Raw genomic sequence first — 19302 nt, forward strand, 5'->3', positions numbered from 1 at the left:
ATGATTGCCCGGCAATCAGAAAAGCAGCTAATTATCAGAATGACCATAAAAAGTATCAGGGATAACTTACGATGAGTGAAATCATTTCCGCAGCGGTTTTATTGATCCTGATTATGGATCCACTCGGAAACTTACCTATCTTCATGTCAGTGCTTAAACACACCGAACCGAAGCGCCGCCGGGCAATTATGATCCGCGAGCTTCTGATTGCGTTGCTGGTGATGTTTATCTTCCTTTTCGCGGGCGAAAAAATCCTCGCGTTCCTGAATTTACGCGCAGAAACGGTCTCTATTTCCGGCGGGATTATCCTGTTCCTGATCGCCATTAAGATGATTTTCCCGAGCGCGGAAGGGGGCAGCAGCGGGCTGCCTGCGGGTGAAGAGCCGTTTATCGTGCCGCTGGCGATCCCTCTGGTCGCCGGGCCGACGATTCTGGCGACGCTGATGCTGCTGTCGCATCAATACCCGAACCAGATGAGCCACCTGGTGATTGCCCTGCTGATTGCCTGGGGCGGGACGTTTATTATTTTGCTGCAATCGTCGCTTTTTTTGCGTCTGCTGGGCGAGAAAGGGGTAAACGCGCTGGAGCGCTTGATGGGGCTGATTCTGGTGATGATGGCGACCCAGATGTTCCTGGACGGGATCCGAGCGTGGATGAAGGGGTAGCAAGGTAAAAGCAAAAGGCAACGAACGTTGCCTTTTTGATGTTTACACCCTCTCCCCGTGGGAGAGGGAGCAAACATTAAAAACGACAATCTAAGATTGTCGTTTTGCTTTTACCCTGGAGTTAGCTCAACAACGTAAACGCAATCATCCCGACAATCGCACCTGTTGTGCCGAGGATAGTTTCCATCAGCGTCCAGGTTTTCAGGGTTTGCGCTTCGGTCGCACCGGTAAATTTACCGAACAGCCAGAAGCCTGCGTCATTCACGTGAGACACCACGATAGATCCACCCGCGATACAGATAGACAGCGCTGCCATCTGCGCACCGGAGTAGTTCAGCTGTTCAATCACCGGCATCACCAGGCCCACGGCGGTTAAACACGCCACAGTCGCAGAGCCTTGAATGATACGCACCGCAGCCGCCAGCACGAAGCAGGTTACCGCAATCGGCAAGCCCATACCGGTCAGCGCTTCGCCCAGAGCCGGGCCCACGCCGGAATCTACCAGCACCTGCTTGAACACGCCACCGGCACCGATCACCAGCAGAATGATACCCGCCGGTTGCAGCGCCGCGCCGCAGATCTCCATCACGCGGTCTTTCGGCATCCCCTGACGCATCGCCAGGCCGTAAATCGCCACCAGACACGCCACCAGGATCGCCGTGAACGGATGGCCGATAAACTCAAACCATTCGTAGGCGGAAGATCCGACCGGAACAAAGCGCGCAGCGATGGTTTTCAGGCCCACCAGCACCAGCGGCAGCAGGATCAGCGACAAGCTGAAACCGAAGGACGGCATTTTGCCTTCGCCCAGGTGCGGCTCGGTGATGTCATCAGGAATGTGCAGCTCAACGTAACGGCTGATGAAATTGCCCCACAGCGGGCCGGCAATAATCATCCCCGGAATTGCCGCGCACAGGCCAATAAGGATCATCCAGCCAAAGTCAGCGTGCATCTGGGAAGCCAGCAGCATTGGCGCAGGCCCCGGCAGCAGGAACGCTGCGGCAGCTGCCACGCCCGCAAACAGCGGAATAACCAGCTTCACAAGGTTGGTGCCAGTATGGCGCGCCATCGAGAATGCCACGCTAATCAGCAGCACCACCGCCACTTCGAAGAACAGCGGCAGCGCGCAAATCAGACCGGCCAGACCAATTGCATAGTGCGCGCGGCTGTGCCCGAAGGATTTCAGCATTTTGACGGCTATCTGATCGACTGCGCCCGTCTCATGCAAAATCTTGCCAAACATCGCACCCAGTGCCACGACAATCGCCAGGAAGCCCAGCGTGCCACCCATCCCTTTTTCCATGGTCGCTGCGATTTTGTCGAGCGGCATCCCGGAAAACAGACCTGCACCAATAGAAACCACCATCAAAGCAACGAAAGCGTGCATACGCGCTTTCATCACTAAAAACAGCAGCAGCAAAACAGAACCTACTGCTGTTAAAACAAGCGTTAATGTACTCACAACTTACTGCCTTTTATTAATAACCTCGATGGTGCTGGCAACAACACCTTCCAGTGACTGATCGATATCAACCACTAAAACATCTTTCTCATCCGCGCCCGGCTCCTGCAACGCTTCAAACTGCGTCACCAGCATCTGGGTTTTGAAGAAGTGACCTTTGCGCGCCTTCAGGCGGCTTTCAATCACCTCGAAATCACCTTTCAGGTAGATGAAAGAGAGGTTCGGGTTACCGTCACGCAGCAGGTCGCGGTAGGTTTTTTTCAGCGCGGAACACACAATCAAAGAGACTTTGTTGGTGCGCTGCATCGCGAACGCGGCGTCGTTCAGCGCCTGCAACCACGGTTTGCGGTCGTCGTCATTCAGCGGCTCGCCTGCGGCCATTTTGGTGATGTTGCTGCGCGGATGGAGGAAGTCGCCATCAAGAAACGCGGCATGAAGTTGATGCGCCACTTCGCTGGCGACGGCAGATTTACCGCTACCGGAAACGCCCATCAGGACGTAAACGTGGTGATCATGATTAGTCGTGCTCAAAGGGAGTCCCTCAGTCAATTGTTACGGGTAACTGTTATCGGTAACATTGTCCTGCCGGGGCAAAACAGAAGCAATATCCAAACGTGCGCGAAGTGAATAAGTGTGAGCTACTTCAAATTTGTCAGGTTAAATAGATCCACCCGGTGACAAGGTGAAACCTAAATCTAACATTTTAGGGGTCACGACCTCGCCACGAATGCGCGCCAGCAGGCGTTCTGCACCAATACGCCCCATGCGCTCACGCGGTGTCAGGACGCTCGCCAGACGCGGCTCCATCACCTGACCAATGTCATGGCCGTGGAAGCCAGCAATCGCCATATCATCAGGGATTTTCAGACCCAGACGCTGACATTCGAACGCCGCCCCCACCGCGAGGTCATCGTTGGTGCAGAAAATACCGTCCAGTTGCGGATACTCGCGTCGTGCCTGGCGCATCAGCTCAATACCCGAGGTGTAGGAAGAGGATTGCTCTACCATCACGCTGTACGGGATTAAGTTTGCGTCGAGCATCGCCTGCTCGTATCCCTTCTGTTTGATGATAGTACGTTCATCAAGACGCGCACCCAGGTAGGCCACATGGCGATGACCGCGGGCGATGATCGCCGCCGTCATTTGACGCGCCGCTTCGAAGTTATCAAACCCGACGGCAATATCGAGGCAAGGAGACTGGCTGTCCATCAACTCCACCACCGGGATGCCGGCCACTTCAATCATTTTCAGCGTGCGCGGGGTGTGAGTACGTTCCGTTAAAATCAGACCGTCGATGTTCCAGGAAAGCATTGATTCAAGACGTTCTTCTTCCAGTTCCGGCTTGTATCCGTAGTGCGCCAGCATGGTCTGATAACCAAACGCATCAGTCACACTTTCGATGCCGCGTAATACTTCGGCGAAAACCTGGTTGGTTAAGGAAGGAAGCAGGACACCTACCGCGCGGCTGGTTGCATTGGAGAGAATATCGGGTGCGCGGTTGGGGATATAACCCAGTTCATCGAGGGCAGCGGCAATCTTGCCACGCAACGCCACAGAAACCTGTTCCGGGTTACGTAAAAAACGGCTGACCGTCATTTTGGTCACACCGACGCGATCGGCTACATCCTGAAGTACGGGGCGTTTCTTTTTCATCGTCCTGAGAAATCTTAAGTGATAGATTTTCTCAGTTTATCACGGACAAAGCCCATCCTTCCCCTTTCACAGGGAAGGATGGGCAATTATTTATGAATTATTAAACCGGCGGCAGATCGAACAGCAGAATTTCGCTTTCGCTGTCGGCATGAACGGACAGTGCCTGCTCATCCCAGATTGCCAGACCATCAGCCGTGGTGGCTTTGGTACCGTTAATGGTCACTTCACCTTTCACCACCTGGATCCACACGCGGCGGTTGGCGGCAATCTGATGCACAGACTGTTCGTTTTTCGCGAGTGCCCAGCGATACAGTTCCATATCCTGGTTCACTTTCAGCGAACCTTCACGCGCATCCGGGGACAGCACCAGCTGTTTGCCCTGCTCTGCGTCGAAACGACGCTGTTCATAACGCGGCGTGATGCCGGTTTTTTCTGGAATGATCCAGATTTGATACAGGTGCAGTTTTTCCGTTTTGCTTGGGTTGTACTCAGAGTGACGCACCCCGGTACCCGCGCTCATAATCTGGAACTCGCCCGCCGGAACCTGCTCTTTGTTGCCCATGCTGTCCTGGTGCTCAACCGCCCCTTCCAGCACATAAGTCAGGATTTCCATGTCTTTGTGCGGGTGAGTACCGAAGCCCTGGCCTGCGTCGATCACGTCGTCGTTAATCACGCGCAGTGCCGAGAAACCCATGAAATTCGGATCGTAGTAGTCGGCAAACGAGAATGAATGCCATGAGTCCAGCCAGCCATGATTCGCGTGACCACGTTCGTTTGCTTTGCGTAAGTAAATCATTGTTTTCACCCTCAGTTCGTTTCGATGGAGTAAGTGTGGACGCAAACGGCCTGGGATCATAGAGGGTGAAAATTGACTCCTCTGTTCAAAAAATATGAACAAGCACAGAGGAGCCTTATTTACTTATCTGGCGAGGGTTATCGTGGCAGGAGAAGCCTGTTCAAAGGCCCGCTCAAGGATTTCCAGATTGGTCAGAACTTCAGTTTCCTTGACGTAATTCGGCGCACCGTTGCTGAGGGTGTCAAACAACGCATCGTACACGCGGCCATAGTCGCCCGTTTCAGGCGTCAGTTCTTCCCTGACCGTTATGCCGTCGTCATTCACATACTCCAGCACGCCCACGGAATCATCCGCCGCAAAACCGGGGTCGCCCGGCATGATATTGGCTTTCAGGCTGGTTTCCTGCTGGTCAATGCCGTACTTGATAAACGACCCTTTCGTGCCGTGAACGATGAATTTCGGATAGTCGATTTTCACCAGATGGCTGGTTTTGACGATGGCCTTCAGGTCGCCGTAAAACAACTGTGCTTCAAAAGTATCGTCCGGGTTGGCCTTGTTACGCAGGCTGCGGATATCGTAGGCCACGTTACCCGGGCGGCCAAACAGAGAGATGATTTGGTCCATGGTGTGTACGCCCAGGCCATAGAACGCGCCATCCTGCGGCTGGCCGGGTTTGGTTTCCGCCACCGGGCGGAAGTAATCGAAATGGCTTTCAATCTCAACGATATCGCCGAGCTTACCGCTCTCAATGGCCTTTTTCGCCGTCAGGAAGCAGCTGTCAAAACGGCGATTCTGGTATGGCGTGACGGTCAGCCCTTTGCTTTTCGCCAGCGCAAACAGGGTTTTCGCTTCGGCAAGCGTTGGGGTGAACGGTTTTTCCACCAGCACGTTCTTCCCGGCTTCCAGCGCGCGTTTCGCGTAGTCGAAATGGCTGTCGGCATGGGTACAAACGATCACCAGTTTGACCTGCGGATCATTTAGGACTTCATCAAGATCGCTGGTGAAATGAATATGGGAATACTGCGGGGATTGCTCTTCAGGTTTCGCGCTACGGCGGTAGATGTGGGCAACGTGCCAGCGGTCTTTACGGTTGAGAACATACGGCAGGTGATACCGGGTGGTGCTTTTACCAAATCCAATAAATGCGCAATGTAGGGTCATGGCTCAGTCCTTTTGGAAGGTTACTGCGTCTTACCATAGCGCATGTTTTGCCCTCCCCCTAGCTTTCAGATGCTCGCGCATCAGCCGTCGGCGTCGCAGGCAGTTTGCTCACGGCAAGCGCACAGCAACCGGAACGTACACACAGTACGTGAGGATTGCGAGCACTTCCCGGGAGCAAAATGGCAAGTAAGCCAGGCTGAAACAAAACTCCAAAAAAAAAGCCAGCTAGAAGCTGGCTAAAGTAATACTGGAAGCAATGTGAGCAATGTCGTGCTTTCAGGTTCCCGTAGCGGTCTTCCTGAATGCAGAGCAATAATAATCATTCTCATTCGCACTTGTCCAATACTTTTTTGCAAAAAATAGCGGTTGACTCAAATTTTAAAGTCACAGATGTTGAAAGAGACATTAACCCACAGAGGACGAAGGAATGAGTGAGATAGTGATACGCCACGCTGAACCGAAAGATGCCGAAGCACTGCGCCAGAACTATATGCATCCGGAGGTGTATCACGACACACTACAACTACCTCATCCTTCCCTTGAGCATTGGCAGGAACGCCTTAGTCCTAAGCCTGGCCAGAAACGTCTGGTGGCCTGTATCGATGAGAAGATTGTCGGCGATCTGGCGCTTCAGGTAGAAGCAAGCCCGCGCCGCAGCCACGTGGCAACCTTTGGTATCAGCGTTGCCGCGCAGGCTCAGGGGCGCGGAGTCGGCAGTGCGTTAATGCGTGAGATGATCAACCTTTGCGACAACTGGATGCGCATCGACCGTATTGAGTTAACGGTGTTTGCTGATAACCCGCCAGCGCTGGCGTTGTACCGGAAATTTGGTTTCGAAATTGAGGGTACGGGCAAGAAATTCGCGCTACGCAACGGCGAGTTTGTGGATGCGTATTATATGGCGAGAATGAAGTAGCTCATCTCCCCCTCACCCCGGCCCTCTCCCCAAAGGGGCGAGGGGGAAAAGATCGCACCGTGCAATCCCCTCTCCCCTTTGGGGAGAGGGTTAGGGTGAGGGGAACCATCAATACCCTGCCGTTAAATCATCCACCGAACGTGGATCCGATGCCCCAAACAACGCACCGTCCGGCCCAACCATAATGCTCTGGGTGCTGCCCATCGCCTCTTTCACCGCCACTTTCTGTCCGCGCTGCTCAAGCAGTTTGATGGTGTCCGGGCTAAAGCCTTTCTCGACGCGCAGCTCATCCGGCAGCCACTGATGGTGGAAACGCGGGGCATTAGTGGCTTCCGCCACGTTCATCCCAAAGTCGATACTGTTCACCACCATTTGCAGCACGGTCGTGATAATGCGGCTACCACCAGGGCTGCCGGTCACCAGCCAGGTTTTACCGTCTTTTACCACGATAGTCGGCGACATCGACGACAGCGGACGTTTCTTCGGCCCGACGGCATTGGCATCGCCGCCCACCAGTCCGTAGACGTTTGGCACGCCCGGTTTGGCGGAGAAGTCATCCATCTCGTTATTCAGAAGGATGCCGCTGTTACCCGCCACAATCCCGGTACCGAAGGTGGTGTTGAGCGTATAGGTCACAGCCACCGCGTTGCCGTCTTTATCCACCACCGAGAAGTGGGTGGTCTGGTTACTTTCATACGGTGCCAGCTTGCCAGGGCGGATTTCGCTCGACGGTTTGGCTTTATTGATATCAATCTCATCAGCAATGGATTTGGCATAGGTTTTGTTGGTCAGCGCCTGCCACGGCACCTTCACAAAGTCCGGGTCACCGAGATATTCCGAGCGGTCGGCATAGGCGCGTTTTTCCGCCTCCGCCATCACCTGCATAGCATCCGCACTACCGAAGCCAAACTTGTGCATATCGAAGTTTTCAAGAATGTTGAGGATCTGCACGATGTGGATCCCGCCAGAAGACGGCGGCGGCATAGAGAACACCTGATAACCACGATAGTTTCCGCTAATCGGCTCACGCTCAACCGCCTTGTACTCAGCCAGATCCGCTTTGGTGATTAGCCCGCCGTTCTTTTGCATCTCTTCGGCAATCTGGTCAGCGATTGCCCCTTTGTAGAAGGCATCCGGCCCGTGCTCGGCAATCAGCTCCAGGCTTTTCGCCAGATTTTTCTGCACCAGCTTGTCGCCCTTTTTCAGCGGCTCGCCGTCCTTCCAGAAGATGGCCTTACTGTTTTCATGATTCGGGATCACTTCGCTGCCGTAAGTTTTCAGGTCGTCAGCCAGTGCATCGTTCACGACAAAGCCGTCTCGCGCTAGCTTAATGGCAGGCTGCACCACTTTATTGAGCGGCATCGAGCCATATTTTTCCAGCGCCAGGGAGAAGCCCGCCACCGTACCCGGCGTGCCGGATGCCAGGTGCGACGTCAGCGATTTTTTGCTGTCCGGGTTGCCCTGGTCATCAAGGAACATATCGCGGGAAGCCTGATTCGGCGCCATTTCGCGGAAGTCGATGGCCGTGGTTTTACCGTCTTTGGTGCGCAGCATCATAAAGCCGCCGCCGCCCAGGTTACCGGCCTGCGGGTGCGTCACCGCCAGCGCGTAACCCACCGCCACCGCGGCATCTACCGCGTTCCCACCCTGCCTGAGAATATCCACGCCGACTCGCGTGGCCATCGCATCAACTGATGCCACCATGCCATGCGTCGCCCGCACGGGATGAAACACATCTTCTTCCACGCCGTAGGACACTGGCGGAGCGGCTGGCGGGTTTGCCGCCACGCTAAATGTGCCGCCTGCCATTAACGCCGCGATTGCAATCCAGCGCAAATACGTTGGTTTCATATTTATTGTTCTCCAGGTGATGGGATCCATATTCCCGGGTTAAGCCTGGTTCACAACTCCTAAAAAATCATTGTTATGCTGGATCCGAGGTAAACTTAAGAAAAGCCTCAGAGGGAGGAAACAACCATGAAACGATTAATGATCCTGGCCGCATTATTACCTTTTGCCGCACTTGCACAGCCACTCAACACTATGAATAACCCGAACCAACCGGGCTATGTCATTCCGAGCCAGCAGCGTATGCAAACCGAGATGATGGGCCAACAGCAGCAACAAAAGGGGATGCTCAACCAGCAGTTGAAAACGCAAACCCAGATCCAGCAGCAGAGCCTGCAAAATCAAATGAATGCCAATACACAGCGCATTCAGCAGGGTCAGGTTCGTGAACAACCGCTACCAAATCAAAACGGCGGCATGTTAGGCGGGGGAACAACGCAGAGTAGCGGACAGCAGCATATGCTGCCGTCGCAGTCGAACGGCAGTATGCTTAATAATCCGCAGAATTAAAATCCGGGCCAATCAGGTCAATGGCATCGGTACAGATGCTATCCACACCCCAGCGCAGCAGTTGGGCTGCACGCTGGGGTTTGTTGACGGTGTAGACCAGAATATGCAGCCCCGCCGCTTTTAACATCTTCACCCGCGCCTCATTCAGCAGCCTGTGTTTCAGGTGAATTGACACGCAGGCTAAACGCGTGGTCAGCTCGTGCCAGTCATCACGCCATTCATCCAGCAGTAACCCGCGCGGCAGTTCCGGTACGGCTGCCTGAGCCGCTTCCAGCGCGTCAATTTCAAACGACGAGAGCAACGGCGCGGTCATCCCTTCCCACAGTTCGCGTGCGGCCAGGGCAATCACCTTGCCGGTTATCGGCCCGGTGCCGGTGGTCGGTTTGATCTCAATGTTGGCCATCATCCCGTGTTGACGACAGCGGTCAGCCACCTCCGCCAGCAGCGGCAGCGGTTCGCCTTTGAACTCGCCGCTGTACCAGCTTCCGGCATCCACTTTCAGCAGGTCGCGCCACGGCAGCTCACCCGCCACTCCCCAGCCGTTGCTGGTGCGCTCGAGGTTATCATCGTGCAACAGGAAAATTTCACCGTCTTTCGACAGCTTGGCGTCGAACTCGATCATCGTGTGACCGTAACGCGCTCCGGTGTCGATGGCCGCCAGGGTGTTTTCCGGCGCAAGTTTACCGCCGCCACGGTGGGCGACGATGTGGGGATAAGGCCAGTTACTCATATACGTTGTCCTGTTTCACCGTCAAATAAGTGCAGGTGATTTTCCGGCAGATGCAGCCACAGAGTGCTGCCTGCTTTAGGGCGTTCCTGATGTGCCAGACGCACCACCAGTTTTTGCTCGCCCCAACGTCCGTGCGCCAGGTTATCTGCACCCAGCATCTCCAGCGTGTCCATCACCAGCGGCACGCCGCCTTCCGCCTGAGAGGTTAAGCCAATATGCTCCGGGCGGATCCCGAGCGTCATTTTACGCCCGGCGTAGCCACGATAGTACCAGTTGACGGGCAATGCCATACCGCTTTCCAGTTCAAAATGGGTACCCGCACTGCTGATACGCCCTTCCAGCAGGTTCATTGCCGGGCTGCCGATAAAGCTCGCCACAAAGCGGGTGGCCGGTTTTTCATACACTTCCACCGGGGTGCCAATCTGTTCAGCAATACCTTTGTTCATCACCATCACGCGCTGGGCAAGCGTCATCGCTTCAACCTGGTCGTGGGTCACGTACAGGGACGTCGTTTTCAGACGACGGTGCAACTGTTGCAACTCAAGGCGCATCTGCACACGCAGCTTGGCATCCAGGTTTGAGAGCGGTTCATCGAACAGGAAAACCGCGGGGTCACGCACGATGGCACGGCCCATTGCCACGCGCTGACGCTGGCCACCGGAAAGCTCGCGCGGGCGGCGTTTGAGAAGGCCATCCAGCTCCAGAATACGGGCCGCTTCTTTGACGCGCTCATCGATATGGCTTTTACCCATACCGCGGATTTTCAGCCCCCAGGCCATGTTCTCTTCCACGCTCATGTGCGGATAGAGCGCGTAGTTCTGGAACACCATCGCGATGCCACGGTCTTTCGGCTCCATCTCGGTAACACGCTGGCGGTCAATCCAGATATCACCGGATGTCACACGCTCAAGCCCCGCTACCATACGCAGCAGCGTCGATTTACCGCAGCCGGACGGGCCGACCATCACGATAAATTCTCCGTCCGCCACGTCGAGCGTTAACGGCTGAATAACCTGGGTTTTGCCGTCCCAGCTTTTGGTTACTGCCTGTAATTTTAAGCCTGCCATCTTATTTCTCACTGTCCACTAAACCACGCACAAACGCACGTTGCATGGCTAAAACGATAACGACCGGGGGGATAAGGGTGAGCAGCATTGCCGCCATCACCTGGTTCCAGAGGGTGGTGCCTTCGCCGGTGGCGATCATGCCTTTGATGCCCGCCACGGCGGTGCCGAGGTTGACGTCCTGGATAATCAGCAGCGGCCACAGGTACTGGTTCCAGCCGTAGATAAAGGTGATCACAAACAGCGCCGCGAGGTTGGTTTTCGACAGCGGCAGCACGATGTCGCGGAAGAAGCGCATCGGCGAAGCACCGTCGATACGCGCGGCTTCAATCAGTTCGTCCGGCAGGGTCATAAAGAACTGGCGGAACAGGAAGGTGGCGGTCGCCGAGGCCATCAGCGGCAGGGTTAAGCCCGCGTAGCTGTCCAGCATCTTCAGGTTGGCGATCACTTCCACCGTCGGGAAGATACGCACTTCCACTGGCAACATCAGGGTGATGAAGATCATCCAGAAGAACAGGTTACGCAGTGGAAAGCGGAACCAGACGATGGCAAAGGCCGAGAGCATCGACACCACAATTTTGCCCACCGTGATGCCGAACGCCATGATGAAGCTGTTGAGCATCATCAGCCAGAATGGCGCATTATTGGCGCCCACGCCCTGGGTCCAGATGGTTTTCATGTTCTCGAACAGATGCCCGCCCGGGATCAGCGTCATTGGGGTGTCGAACACCGCTTTGGTATCGAGCGTGGCGGCGACAAAGGCCACGTACAGCGGGAACAGAATGACGATGATGCCCAGAATCAGCATGGTATGGCTGAAAATCGTCAGCCCGCGACGGTTCTCAATCATTGGTAGCGCACCTTACTTTCGACATAACGGAACTGCACCACCGTGAGGATGATGACAAGGAACATCAGCACGACGGACTGCGCGGCGGAGGCCGAGAGATCCAGGCCAGCGAAACCTTCGCGGTAGATCTTATAGATAAGCGTGGTCGTCGCCTGCACCGGGCCACCGGCAGTGGCGGCATCGATCACCGGGAAGGTGTCGAAGAAGGCGTAAACCAGGTTGACCACCAGCAGGAAGAAACTCACCGGGGCGATCAGCGGCAGCGCCAGCTTAAAGAAGCGACGGATCGGGCCTGCGCCATCAATCGCGGCCGCTTCAACCAGCGAGCGCGGAATGGATTGCAGCGCGGCAAAGAAGAACAGGAAGTTATAGCTGATCTGCTTCCACACAGAGGCGAACACCACCAGGAACATCGCCTGGCCGCTGTTCTGCGCATGGTTCCAGTCGTAGCCAAATTCCGCCAGGAAATGGGTAATCAGCCCGCGCCCTGGGTTAAACAGGAAGATCCACAATACGGCGGCCACGGCGGGTGCAACGGCGTATGGCAGCAGCATGAGCGTCTGATAAATACGGCTGCCGCGCACCACGTAATCCACCAGCGCGGCGAAGAACAGCGAGGCGACAAGGCCGCTCACGGTCACCAGGGTGCTGAATTTGATCGTCGTCCAGAAGGCGTCGATGTAGTAGCTGTCGTGCCACAGGGTAGCGAAGTTATCCAGGCCAACGAACTGGCTGGAAAGCCCAAATGGATCAACGCTTTGTACCGAGTACCACAGCGCTTCGCCCGCAGGCCAGATAAAGAAGATAACGGTGATGACCAGTTGCGGCGCGACCAGCAGATAGGGCAGCCAGCGCGAACGGAACACCGGACGGGATGAGGACATAGTTTAGCTCTGTAGGTATTCACCCCTCACCCCGGCCCTCTCCCCAAAGGGGAGAGGGTGTAATCGTCCCCTCTCCCCTATGGGGAGAGGGTTAGGGTGAGGGGGATTAGTATTAATTACGATTTAGTCGACTGCTCAAAGCGACGCAGCAGCTGGTTACCACGCTCTACTGCTGAATCCAGTGCCTGCTGTGGCGTTTTCTTACCGGTCCACACGCTTTCCAGCTCTTCATCGACGATGGTACGGATCTGCGGCATGTTGCCCAGACGCAGACCTTTGGTGAACGGCAATGGCGGCTTGTTCAGCATCTGACGCGTGGCGATATCCGCACCCGGGTTCTTGTCATAGAAGCCCTGCTGACGGGTCAGCTCATACGCGGCTTTGGTGATTGGCAGATAACCGGTCTTCTGGTGCCATTCGGCGGCATTTTCTGGCTTCGCCAGGAAGTCCAGGAACTCGGCAACGCCTTTGTAAGTCCCGTTGTCTTTACCCTGCATCACCCACAGGCTTGCCCCGCCGATGATGGCGTTCTGCGGCGCGCCTTTCACGTCAGCGTCGTATGGCATCATGCCCACGCCGTAGTTGAATTTGGCGTAATGACGGATATCCGCCAGCGAGCCGGAAGAGGCAGTGGTAATGGCGCAGTCACCGTTGTAGAACTTCTCGGTGGATTCGTCTTTACGGCCGAAGTAGCTGAAATCGCCTTTCTTGTTCAGCTCTTCCAGCAGAGCGATGTGTTTCACCTGCTCTGGTTTGTTGAACTCCAGTACCGCGTCAGTGCCGTCGAAACCGTTGTTTTTGGTAGCAACCGGCAGGCCGTGCCAGGCGCTGAAGTTCTCAATCTGGATCCAGCCCTGCCAGCCGCTCGCATAACCACACTTCATCCCTGCGGCTTTCAGCTTCGCGGTGTACTCAGCCAGATCCTGCCAGGTTTTTGGTGGCTGCTCTGGATCTAAACCGGCTTTCTTGAAGGCATCTTTGTTGTAGTACAGAACAGGGGTGGAGCTGTTAAACGGCTGAGACAACAGGTGGCCGGTTTTGGAATCGGTGTAGTAACCGGAAACGGTCGGCACGAACTGGGATTCGTCGAAGTTGATACCCGCGTCTTTGAACACTTCATACACCGGTTTAATGGCTTTAGAGGCCATCATGGTGGCGGTGCCCACTTCATAAACCTGTAACAGTGCAGGTGCGTTACCGGTACGGAAGGCAGCGATACCCGCGCTCAGGCTCTGCTCGTAGTTACCTTTGTACACCGGCACAATTTTGTAATCCGGGTGGGTGTCGTTGAAACGTTGCGCCAGGGAGTCAACTTCTTTACCCAACTCCCCTTCCATGGAATGCCAGAACGGAATGGTGGTGACAGCCATTGCGTTCGTCGCAAAAGCCAGACCAATTGCCAGACCCAAAGCTGTGTGTCGTAACGATGTCATTGTCATCTCTCTTATTGTGCCGGATGCGCGATATCACGCGTTTTATGCTCGCGAGGTAACATGACATGCTCGAATGACAGAAAAATAACTGTTTATTTACAGAATGATGACAACAAAGCGTCAGGGGGATGATGGTTGTGTGAAGGGGATTGGGTGCGTGGTTAGGTGCGGTCTGGTGCCCTCACCCCGGCCCTCTCCCACGGGGAGAGGGAGAACAGCGATCGGTTCCCTCTCCCCGAGGGAGAGGGTTAAGGTGAGGGGAAACGCGATTAGCCGCCTAAATACGCACTCCGCACCGCTTCGTTGGCCAGCAGCGCATCGCCGGTATCGGATAGCACGACGTGGCCGTTCTCCAGCACGTAGCCGCGGTCAGCGAGCTTCAGCGCCTGGTTGGCGTTCTGCTCAACAAGGAAGATGGTCATCCCTTCTTTACGCAGCTGTTCGATGGTGTCGAAAATTTGCTGGATGATGATCGGCGCAAGACCGAGCGACGGTTCATCAAGCAGAAGCAAACGTGGCTGGCTCATCAGCGCACGGCCAATTGCCAGCATCTGCTGTTCACCGCCGGACATGGTGCCCGCACGCTGAATACGACGCTCCCACAGGCGCGGGAAGAGTTCGTACACCCACTTAATGCGGGTCTGATACTGGTCACGATCGGCAAAGAAGCCGCCCATCGCCAGGTTCTCTTCCACCGTCATACGCGAAAACACACGACGCCCTTCAGGGACTATCGCCACCGCTTCACGCATGATTTTGGCGGTCTGCCAGTCGGTAATATCTTTGCCATCAAACACAATCCGCCCGCTGGTTGCACGCGGATCGCCGCATAGGGTGCCAAGCAGCGTGGTTTTACCCGCGCCGTTGGCACCAATCAGGGTAACGATTTCGCCCTGATTGATATGCAGGCTGACATCGTGCAGCGCCTGAATCTTGCCGTAATGCGCGTTGACCTTGTCGAACGTTAACATCGCTTTTTCCATCTTATGCCTCACCAAGGTATGCGCGGATCACGTCCGGGTTGTTGCGGATCTCTTCCGGCGTCCCGTTTGCCAGCGGCGTGCCCTGGTTTACCACGTAGATACGATCGGAAATGCCCATCACCAGCTTCATATCATGCTCAATCAGCAGGATGGTGGTGTCGTGATGATCGCGCAGCTCGGCAATCAGCTCGTCCAACTCTTTGGTCTCTTTCGGGTTCAGACCGGCCGCCGGTTCATCAAGCATCAGGATTTCCGGCTGGGTCACCATGCAGCGAACGATTTCAAGACGACGCTGGTCACCGTAGGCCAGGTTGCTCGCCTGACGGTTAGCGTGCTGAAGCAGGCCGATACGGTCAAGCCAGGTGGCCGCTCTGTCGAGCGCTTCGCTCTGCGCGCGGCGGAAGGCTGGCGTTTTCAGCAAACCGGAGAAAAGACCGGATTTCAGCTGCTGATGTTGCGCCACCAGCAGGTTTTCAATCACCGTCATTTCGCGGAACAGACGCACGTGCTGGAAGGTACGCACCACGCCCATGCGGGCGATCTGCTGACCCGGCAGCCCTTCAAGATGCTGGTCACGCAGCATGATGGTGCCACCCGTCGGCTTGTAGAAACCGGTCAGGCAGTTGAAGACCGTGGTTTTCCCCGCGCCGTTCGGGCCAATCAGGGAGACAATCTCTTTTTTGTGCAGATCCAGGGAGACGTTGTTGACCGCCAGCAGGCCGCCAAAACGCATCATCAGACCGTTAACGGATAATAATGGCTGACTCATGCCTGCTCTCCTTTCGCTTGCCCGTTCTTCAGCTTCAACTGTGGACGAGTCATCGGCAGCAAGCCCTGCGGACGCCAGATCATCATCAGCACCATTAAACCACCCAGCATCAACATGCTGTACTCGTTAAAGTCACGCATCAGCTCACGCGACACCACCAGCAGGATGGCCGCAAGGATAACGGCGAACTGCGAGCCCATCCCGCCGAGCACCACAATCGCCAGCACGAAGGCGGATTCGGCAAAGGTGAAGGATTCCGGGCTGACAAAGCCCTGACGCGCAGCAAACAGCGTTCCGGCGAAACCGGCAAACGCGGCGCTGATGGTAAATGCTGTCAGCTTGATGCGGGTCGGGTTCAGGCCCAGAGAGCGACAGGCAATCTCATCTTCACGCAGCGCTTCCCATGCGCGGCCCAGCGGCAACCGCAGCAGACGGTTAATCACGAACAGAGTAATAACCACCAGCAGCAACGCCACCAGATAGAGCCAGATGACACGGTCAGACGGATCGTATTTCACACCGAAGAAGTTGCTGAAGGTATCCCAGCCGCCTTCACGGGCAGAACGGCTGAATTCCAGACCAAAGAAGGTCGGTTTCGGGATCTGGCTGATACCGTTCGGGCCACCGGTCACTTCAGTGTTGTTGAGCAGCAGGATACGGACGATTTCGCCGAAGCCTAAGGTCACAATCGCCAGGTAGTCACCGCGTAGGCGCAGCACCGGGAAGCCCAGCAGGAAGCCCGCAGCAGCAGAGACCAGCCCCGCCAGTGGCAGACAGGTCCAGAAGCCCAGGCCGTAATAGTGGTTCAGCAACGCAAAGGTGTAGGCACCGATGGCATAGAAACCGCCGTAACCCAGTACCAGCAGGCCAGACAAACCTACAACCACGTTCAGACCCAGGCCGAGAATCACGTAGATCATGGTCAGGGTGGCAATGTCGACCGTACCGCGTGATACCACAAACGGCCATGCAACAGCCGCCACCAGCAGCGCCACGAGGAACAGCTTCTGCTTAACGGTTGAGCCGTCGATTGCCGGCAGAACAAATTTCGGGCCAGAGACGTTTTTCAGTGTCTTCTGGAATACCGGACGCAGCAGCTGGAACAGGAACACCACCGCCGTGCCGATAAACACCCACTGCCAGCGGATGTCGGCGGCGGTATCCACCACCAGCTTAGTGCCATCCAGCTCTAACTGAACGCCCATAAAGACGCCCGCCAGCACGAAGAACATGGCGGCAGAGAGCAGCGCCATTGCAAAATGCATCGGTTTCATACTTTCTCTACCTCCGGACGACCCAGAATACCGGTAGGCATTACCAGCAGAACCAGAATCAGCAGGGCAAACGACACCACATCTTTATATTCAGTGCTCAGATACGCCGAGGAGAGTGCTTCAGCCACGCCGAGGATCAGGCCGCCGATCATCGCACCAGGAATACTGCCGATACCGCCCAGTACCGCTGCGGTGAAGGCTTTCATCCCGGCCATAAAGCCGATGTACGGGTTGATAACACCATAGAACTGGCCGAGCAGTACACCAGCCACCGCCGCCATTGCCGCACCAATCACAAAGGTCAGTGCAATCACGCGGTCAGTGTTGATGCCAAGCAGGCTCGCCATTTTCAGGTCTTCCGCGCAGGCACGGCAGGCGCGCCCCATGCGGGAATAACGAATGAACAAGGTCAGTGCCAGCATCGCAACAAAGGTAACAATCCAGATAACCAGCTGCATGGTGGTAATCGACGCAGAGAAGTTGTCGCTTGCCCCGACAATCCACTGGCCGTTAAACAGGCTTGGCAGCGCCACATCACGCGAACCTTCGGTCAGGCTGACGTAGTTTTGCAGGAAGATGGACATCCCGATGGCGGAGATCAGCGCAATCAGACGCTTGGAGCTACGCACCGGCCGGTAGGCCACTCGTTCAATGCTCCAGCCGTAAGCGCTGGCAATCACAATCGCCCCCACGAACCCGGCAGCGACCAGCAGCCAGCTGCTGTCGATACCCATCATCATCAGCGCGGCGATAATCATAAAGGAGACATAGCTACCGATCATGTACACCTCGCCGTGGGCGAAGTTGATCATGCCGATAATGCCGTAAACCATCGTATAACCGATGGCGATCAGCGCGTAGGTGCTTCCCAGCGTGACGCCGTTAAACATCTGCTGCAAGAAATAGAGAAACTGCTCGGACATATGCAAACCTTTTTAAACCCGCCCGGACGCCCGGGCGGTGGGATAATTATTTGGCGACCGAAGACGAACCGTCGGCGTGCCACTTAAAGACACCAAATTCAAATCCCTTCAGATCGCCTTTCTCATCCCAGTTCAGCGGCCCAATCACGGTGTTCGCCCCGTGCGCTTTTAAATCTTTCACTAAATCCAGCGGCTCTTTGCTGCCGGTACGTTCCAGTGCGGTTGCCAGAGACTGCACGGCAGCATAGGTGATCCACACATACGGGCCGCTCGGATCTTTCTTCTGCGCTTTGAGCGCATCTACGATAGTCTTATTCGCCGGATCCTGGTCATAGCGTTTTGGCATCGTCACCAGCATCCCTTCCGCCGCATCACCTGCGATGTTAGAGAGTGACGCATTACCTACCCCTTCCGGGCCCATAAACTGGGTTTTCAGACCGGTGCCGCGCGCCTGGCGTAACATCTGGCCCATTTCCGGGTAGTAGCCACCGTAATAGACGAAGTCGATATTTTCTTTTTGCAGACGGGCAATCAGCGCGGAGAAGTCTTTCTCGCCTGCGGTAATGCCATCAAAGAACACAATGTTCGCGCCGCCTTTTTTCAGGCCATCCTGTACGGAGCGCGCCAGGCCTTCACCGTATTGCTGCTTGTCATGAATAATGGCAATGCGCTTTGGCTTGACGTTTTCGAGGATAAATTTGGCGGCCGTTGGCCCCTGAGAAGAGTCCAGACCGGCGGTACGCATGATGTGCTGGTAACCGCGCTGAGTCAGTTCCGGATTCGTCGCACCAGGGGTGATCATCAGAATGCCTTCGTCTTCATAGATATCAGACGCGGGCTGCGTGGATGAGGAGCAAAGATGGCCGATGACGTACTGAATGCCGTCGTTAACGATTTTGTTGGCGACCGCGACAGCTTGTTTCGGATCGCAGGCATCGTCATATTCCACCCCGACCAGTTTGTCGCCCTTGATACCGCCATTGGCATTGATGTCTTTAATCGCCTGGCGCGCGCCGTTGAACTCCATATCGCCCCACTGGGCAACCGGACCGGACATTGCGCCTACCACAGCAACTTTAATATCTTCCGCCATAGCTGCATGTGAAATCGCCAGTGCAACTATCCCCGCGATTAACGTCTTCGCGTTCCTTTTCATCTCTGAATCCCCATTCGTGATGTTATGTATATATTTTGTTTTATTATGGTTAAAAAGCATTCTGTACTTTTAATGAACAACGCTATTTTTACCAGTGCCTTTAATGGTTTAGCGCAGTTTTTTGTCAAAAACCAGACTAAAATCTCTATTTTTCAGGCGATTAAGCAAAGATAATATTCTGAAATCAGGCAGAGATAAACAAATAAAAGTACGGTTTGCAGCATA

19 protein-coding genes are annotated in these 19302 nt (G+C 55.3%); 3 read left to right on the forward strand and 16 right to left on the reverse strand.

Annotated elements, in window-relative coordinates:
- Positions 1-71: 71 nt before the first annotated feature.
- Positions 72-665: an NAAT family transporter YhgN gene (yhgN, locus tag F3J30_RS20680; protein WP_014833576.1), complete on the forward strand. Its 594-nt coding sequence runs from the start codon at positions 72-74 to the stop codon at positions 663-665.
- Between the two features lie 121 nt (positions 666-786).
- Here yhgN and gntU read toward each other — a convergent pair whose 3' ends face one another.
- From gntU to F3J30_RS20705, 5 genes are all read right to left on the reverse strand, one after another.
- Complete coding sequence (gntU, locus tag F3J30_RS20685) at positions 787-2127, reverse strand: gluconate transporter (RefSeq protein ID WP_010436459.1); 1341 nt, start codon at positions 2125-2127, stop codon at positions 787-789.
- Positions 2128-2130: 3 nt separating this feature from the next.
- Entirely contained in the window at positions 2131-2658 is a 528-nt protein-coding gene (gene gntK, locus F3J30_RS20690) for a gluconokinase (protein ID WP_014072145.1), read from the reverse strand.
- Positions 2659-2784: 126 nt separating this feature from the next.
- On the reverse strand, positions 2785-3780 hold the full coding sequence (gntR, locus tag F3J30_RS20695; protein WP_014072146.1) for a gluconate operon transcriptional repressor GntR: 996 nt from the start codon (positions 3778-3780) through the stop codon (positions 2785-2787).
- Positions 3781-3880: 100 nt separating this feature from the next.
- On the reverse strand, positions 3881-4576 hold the full coding sequence (locus tag F3J30_RS20700) for a pirin family protein (RefSeq protein ID WP_014072147.1): 696 nt from the start codon (positions 4574-4576) through the stop codon (positions 3881-3883).
- 123 nt (positions 4577-4699) lie between these two features.
- Positions 4700-5737: an oxidoreductase gene (locus F3J30_RS20705; protein ID WP_166718396.1), complete on the reverse strand. Its 1038-nt coding sequence runs from the start codon at positions 5735-5737 to the stop codon at positions 4700-4702.
- 427 nt (positions 5738-6164) lie between these two features.
- On the opposite strand from F3J30_RS20705, the gene yhhY reads away from it, so the two are divergent.
- A complete protein-coding gene (gene yhhY / locus F3J30_RS20710) occupies positions 6165-6653 on the forward strand; it encodes an N-acetyltransferase (protein ID WP_166718399.1) in 489 nt (162 codons plus the stop codon).
- 108 nt (positions 6654-6761) lie between these two features.
- On the opposite strand, the gene ggt is transcribed toward yhhY, so the two are convergent.
- Positions 6762-8504 carry a gamma-glutamyltransferase gene (ggt, locus tag F3J30_RS20715; protein ID WP_166718401.1) on the reverse strand — a complete coding sequence of 581 codons (1743 nt, stop codon included), beginning with the start codon at positions 8502-8504 and terminating at the stop codon, positions 6762-6764.
- A 126-nt stretch (positions 8505-8630) separates the two neighbouring features.
- On the opposite strand from ggt, the gene F3J30_RS20720 reads away from it, so the two are divergent.
- A complete protein-coding gene (locus F3J30_RS20720) occupies positions 8631-9011 on the forward strand; it encodes a DUF2756 family protein (protein ID WP_014072151.1) in 381 nt (126 codons plus the stop codon).
- On the opposite strand, the gene ugpQ is transcribed toward F3J30_RS20720, so the two are convergent.
- The 10 genes from ugpQ to livK all read right to left on the reverse strand — a co-directional run bounded on the left by ugpQ (position 8992) and on the right by livK (position 19077).
- Complete coding sequence (ugpQ, locus tag F3J30_RS20725) at positions 8992-9741, reverse strand: glycerophosphodiester phosphodiesterase (protein WP_014072152.1); 750 nt, start codon at positions 9739-9741, stop codon at positions 8992-8994. The two genes, F3J30_RS20720 and ugpQ, sit on opposite strands and share 20 nt — an antisense overlap.
- Positions 9738-10808: a sn-glycerol-3-phosphate import ATP-binding protein UgpC gene (locus F3J30_RS20730; protein WP_014072153.1), complete on the reverse strand. Its 1071-nt coding sequence runs from the start codon at positions 10806-10808 to the stop codon at positions 9738-9740. The genes ugpQ and F3J30_RS20730 overlap by 4 nt, the downstream gene beginning before the upstream one ends.
- 1 nt (position 10809) lies before the next feature.
- Positions 10810-11655, reverse strand: coding sequence for a sn-glycerol-3-phosphate ABC transporter permease UgpE (gene ugpE / locus F3J30_RS20735; RefSeq protein ID WP_166718403.1), 846 nt, complete (start codon positions 11653-11655; stop codon positions 10810-10812).
- On the reverse strand, positions 11652-12539 hold the full coding sequence (gene ugpA, locus F3J30_RS20740) for a sn-glycerol-3-phosphate ABC transporter permease UgpA (RefSeq protein WP_014072155.1): 888 nt from the start codon (positions 12537-12539) through the stop codon (positions 11652-11654). Before ugpA ends, ugpE begins: the two co-directional genes overlap by 4 nt.
- Positions 12540-12655: 116 nt before the next feature.
- Positions 12656-13972 carry a sn-glycerol-3-phosphate ABC transporter substrate-binding protein UgpB gene (gene ugpB, locus F3J30_RS20745; protein WP_166718404.1) on the reverse strand — a complete coding sequence of 439 codons (1317 nt, stop codon included), beginning with the start codon at positions 13970-13972 and terminating at the stop codon, positions 12656-12658.
- Positions 13973-14241: 269 nt separating this feature from the next.
- Positions 14242-14955: a high-affinity branched-chain amino acid ABC transporter ATP-binding protein LivF gene (gene livF, locus F3J30_RS20750; RefSeq protein WP_014072157.1), complete on the reverse strand. Its 714-nt coding sequence runs from the start codon at positions 14953-14955 to the stop codon at positions 14242-14244.
- Position 14956: 1 nt separating this feature from the next.
- Positions 14957-15724: a high-affinity branched-chain amino acid ABC transporter ATP-binding protein LivG gene (gene livG, locus F3J30_RS20755; protein WP_166718406.1), complete on the reverse strand. Its 768-nt coding sequence runs from the start codon at positions 15722-15724 to the stop codon at positions 14957-14959.
- Positions 15721-16998 carry a branched chain amino acid ABC transporter permease LivM gene (gene livM / locus F3J30_RS20760; RefSeq protein WP_166718409.1) on the reverse strand — a complete coding sequence of 426 codons (1278 nt, stop codon included), beginning with the start codon at positions 16996-16998 and terminating at the stop codon, positions 15721-15723. Before livM ends, livG begins: the two co-directional genes overlap by 4 nt.
- Positions 16995-17921, reverse strand: a complete 927-nt coding sequence (livH, locus tag F3J30_RS20765) for a high-affinity branched-chain amino acid ABC transporter permease LivH (RefSeq protein WP_014072160.1) — start codon at positions 17919-17921, stop codon at positions 16995-16997. The genes livM and livH overlap by 4 nt, the downstream gene beginning before the upstream one ends.
- 46 nt (positions 17922-17967) lie before the next feature.
- The gene (gene livK / locus F3J30_RS20770; protein WP_166718411.1) at positions 17968-19077 is read right to left on the reverse strand and encodes a high-affinity branched-chain amino acid ABC transporter substrate-binding protein LivK; all 1110 of its coding nucleotides are present in this window, start codon (positions 19075-19077) and stop codon (positions 17968-17970) included.
- Positions 19078-19302 lie beyond the last annotated feature (225 nt).

The organism is Enterobacter sp. Tr-810 (genome assembly GCF_011752765.1).
GTDB lineage: Bacteria > Pseudomonadota > Gammaproteobacteria > Enterobacterales > Enterobacteriaceae > Enterobacter > Enterobacter soli.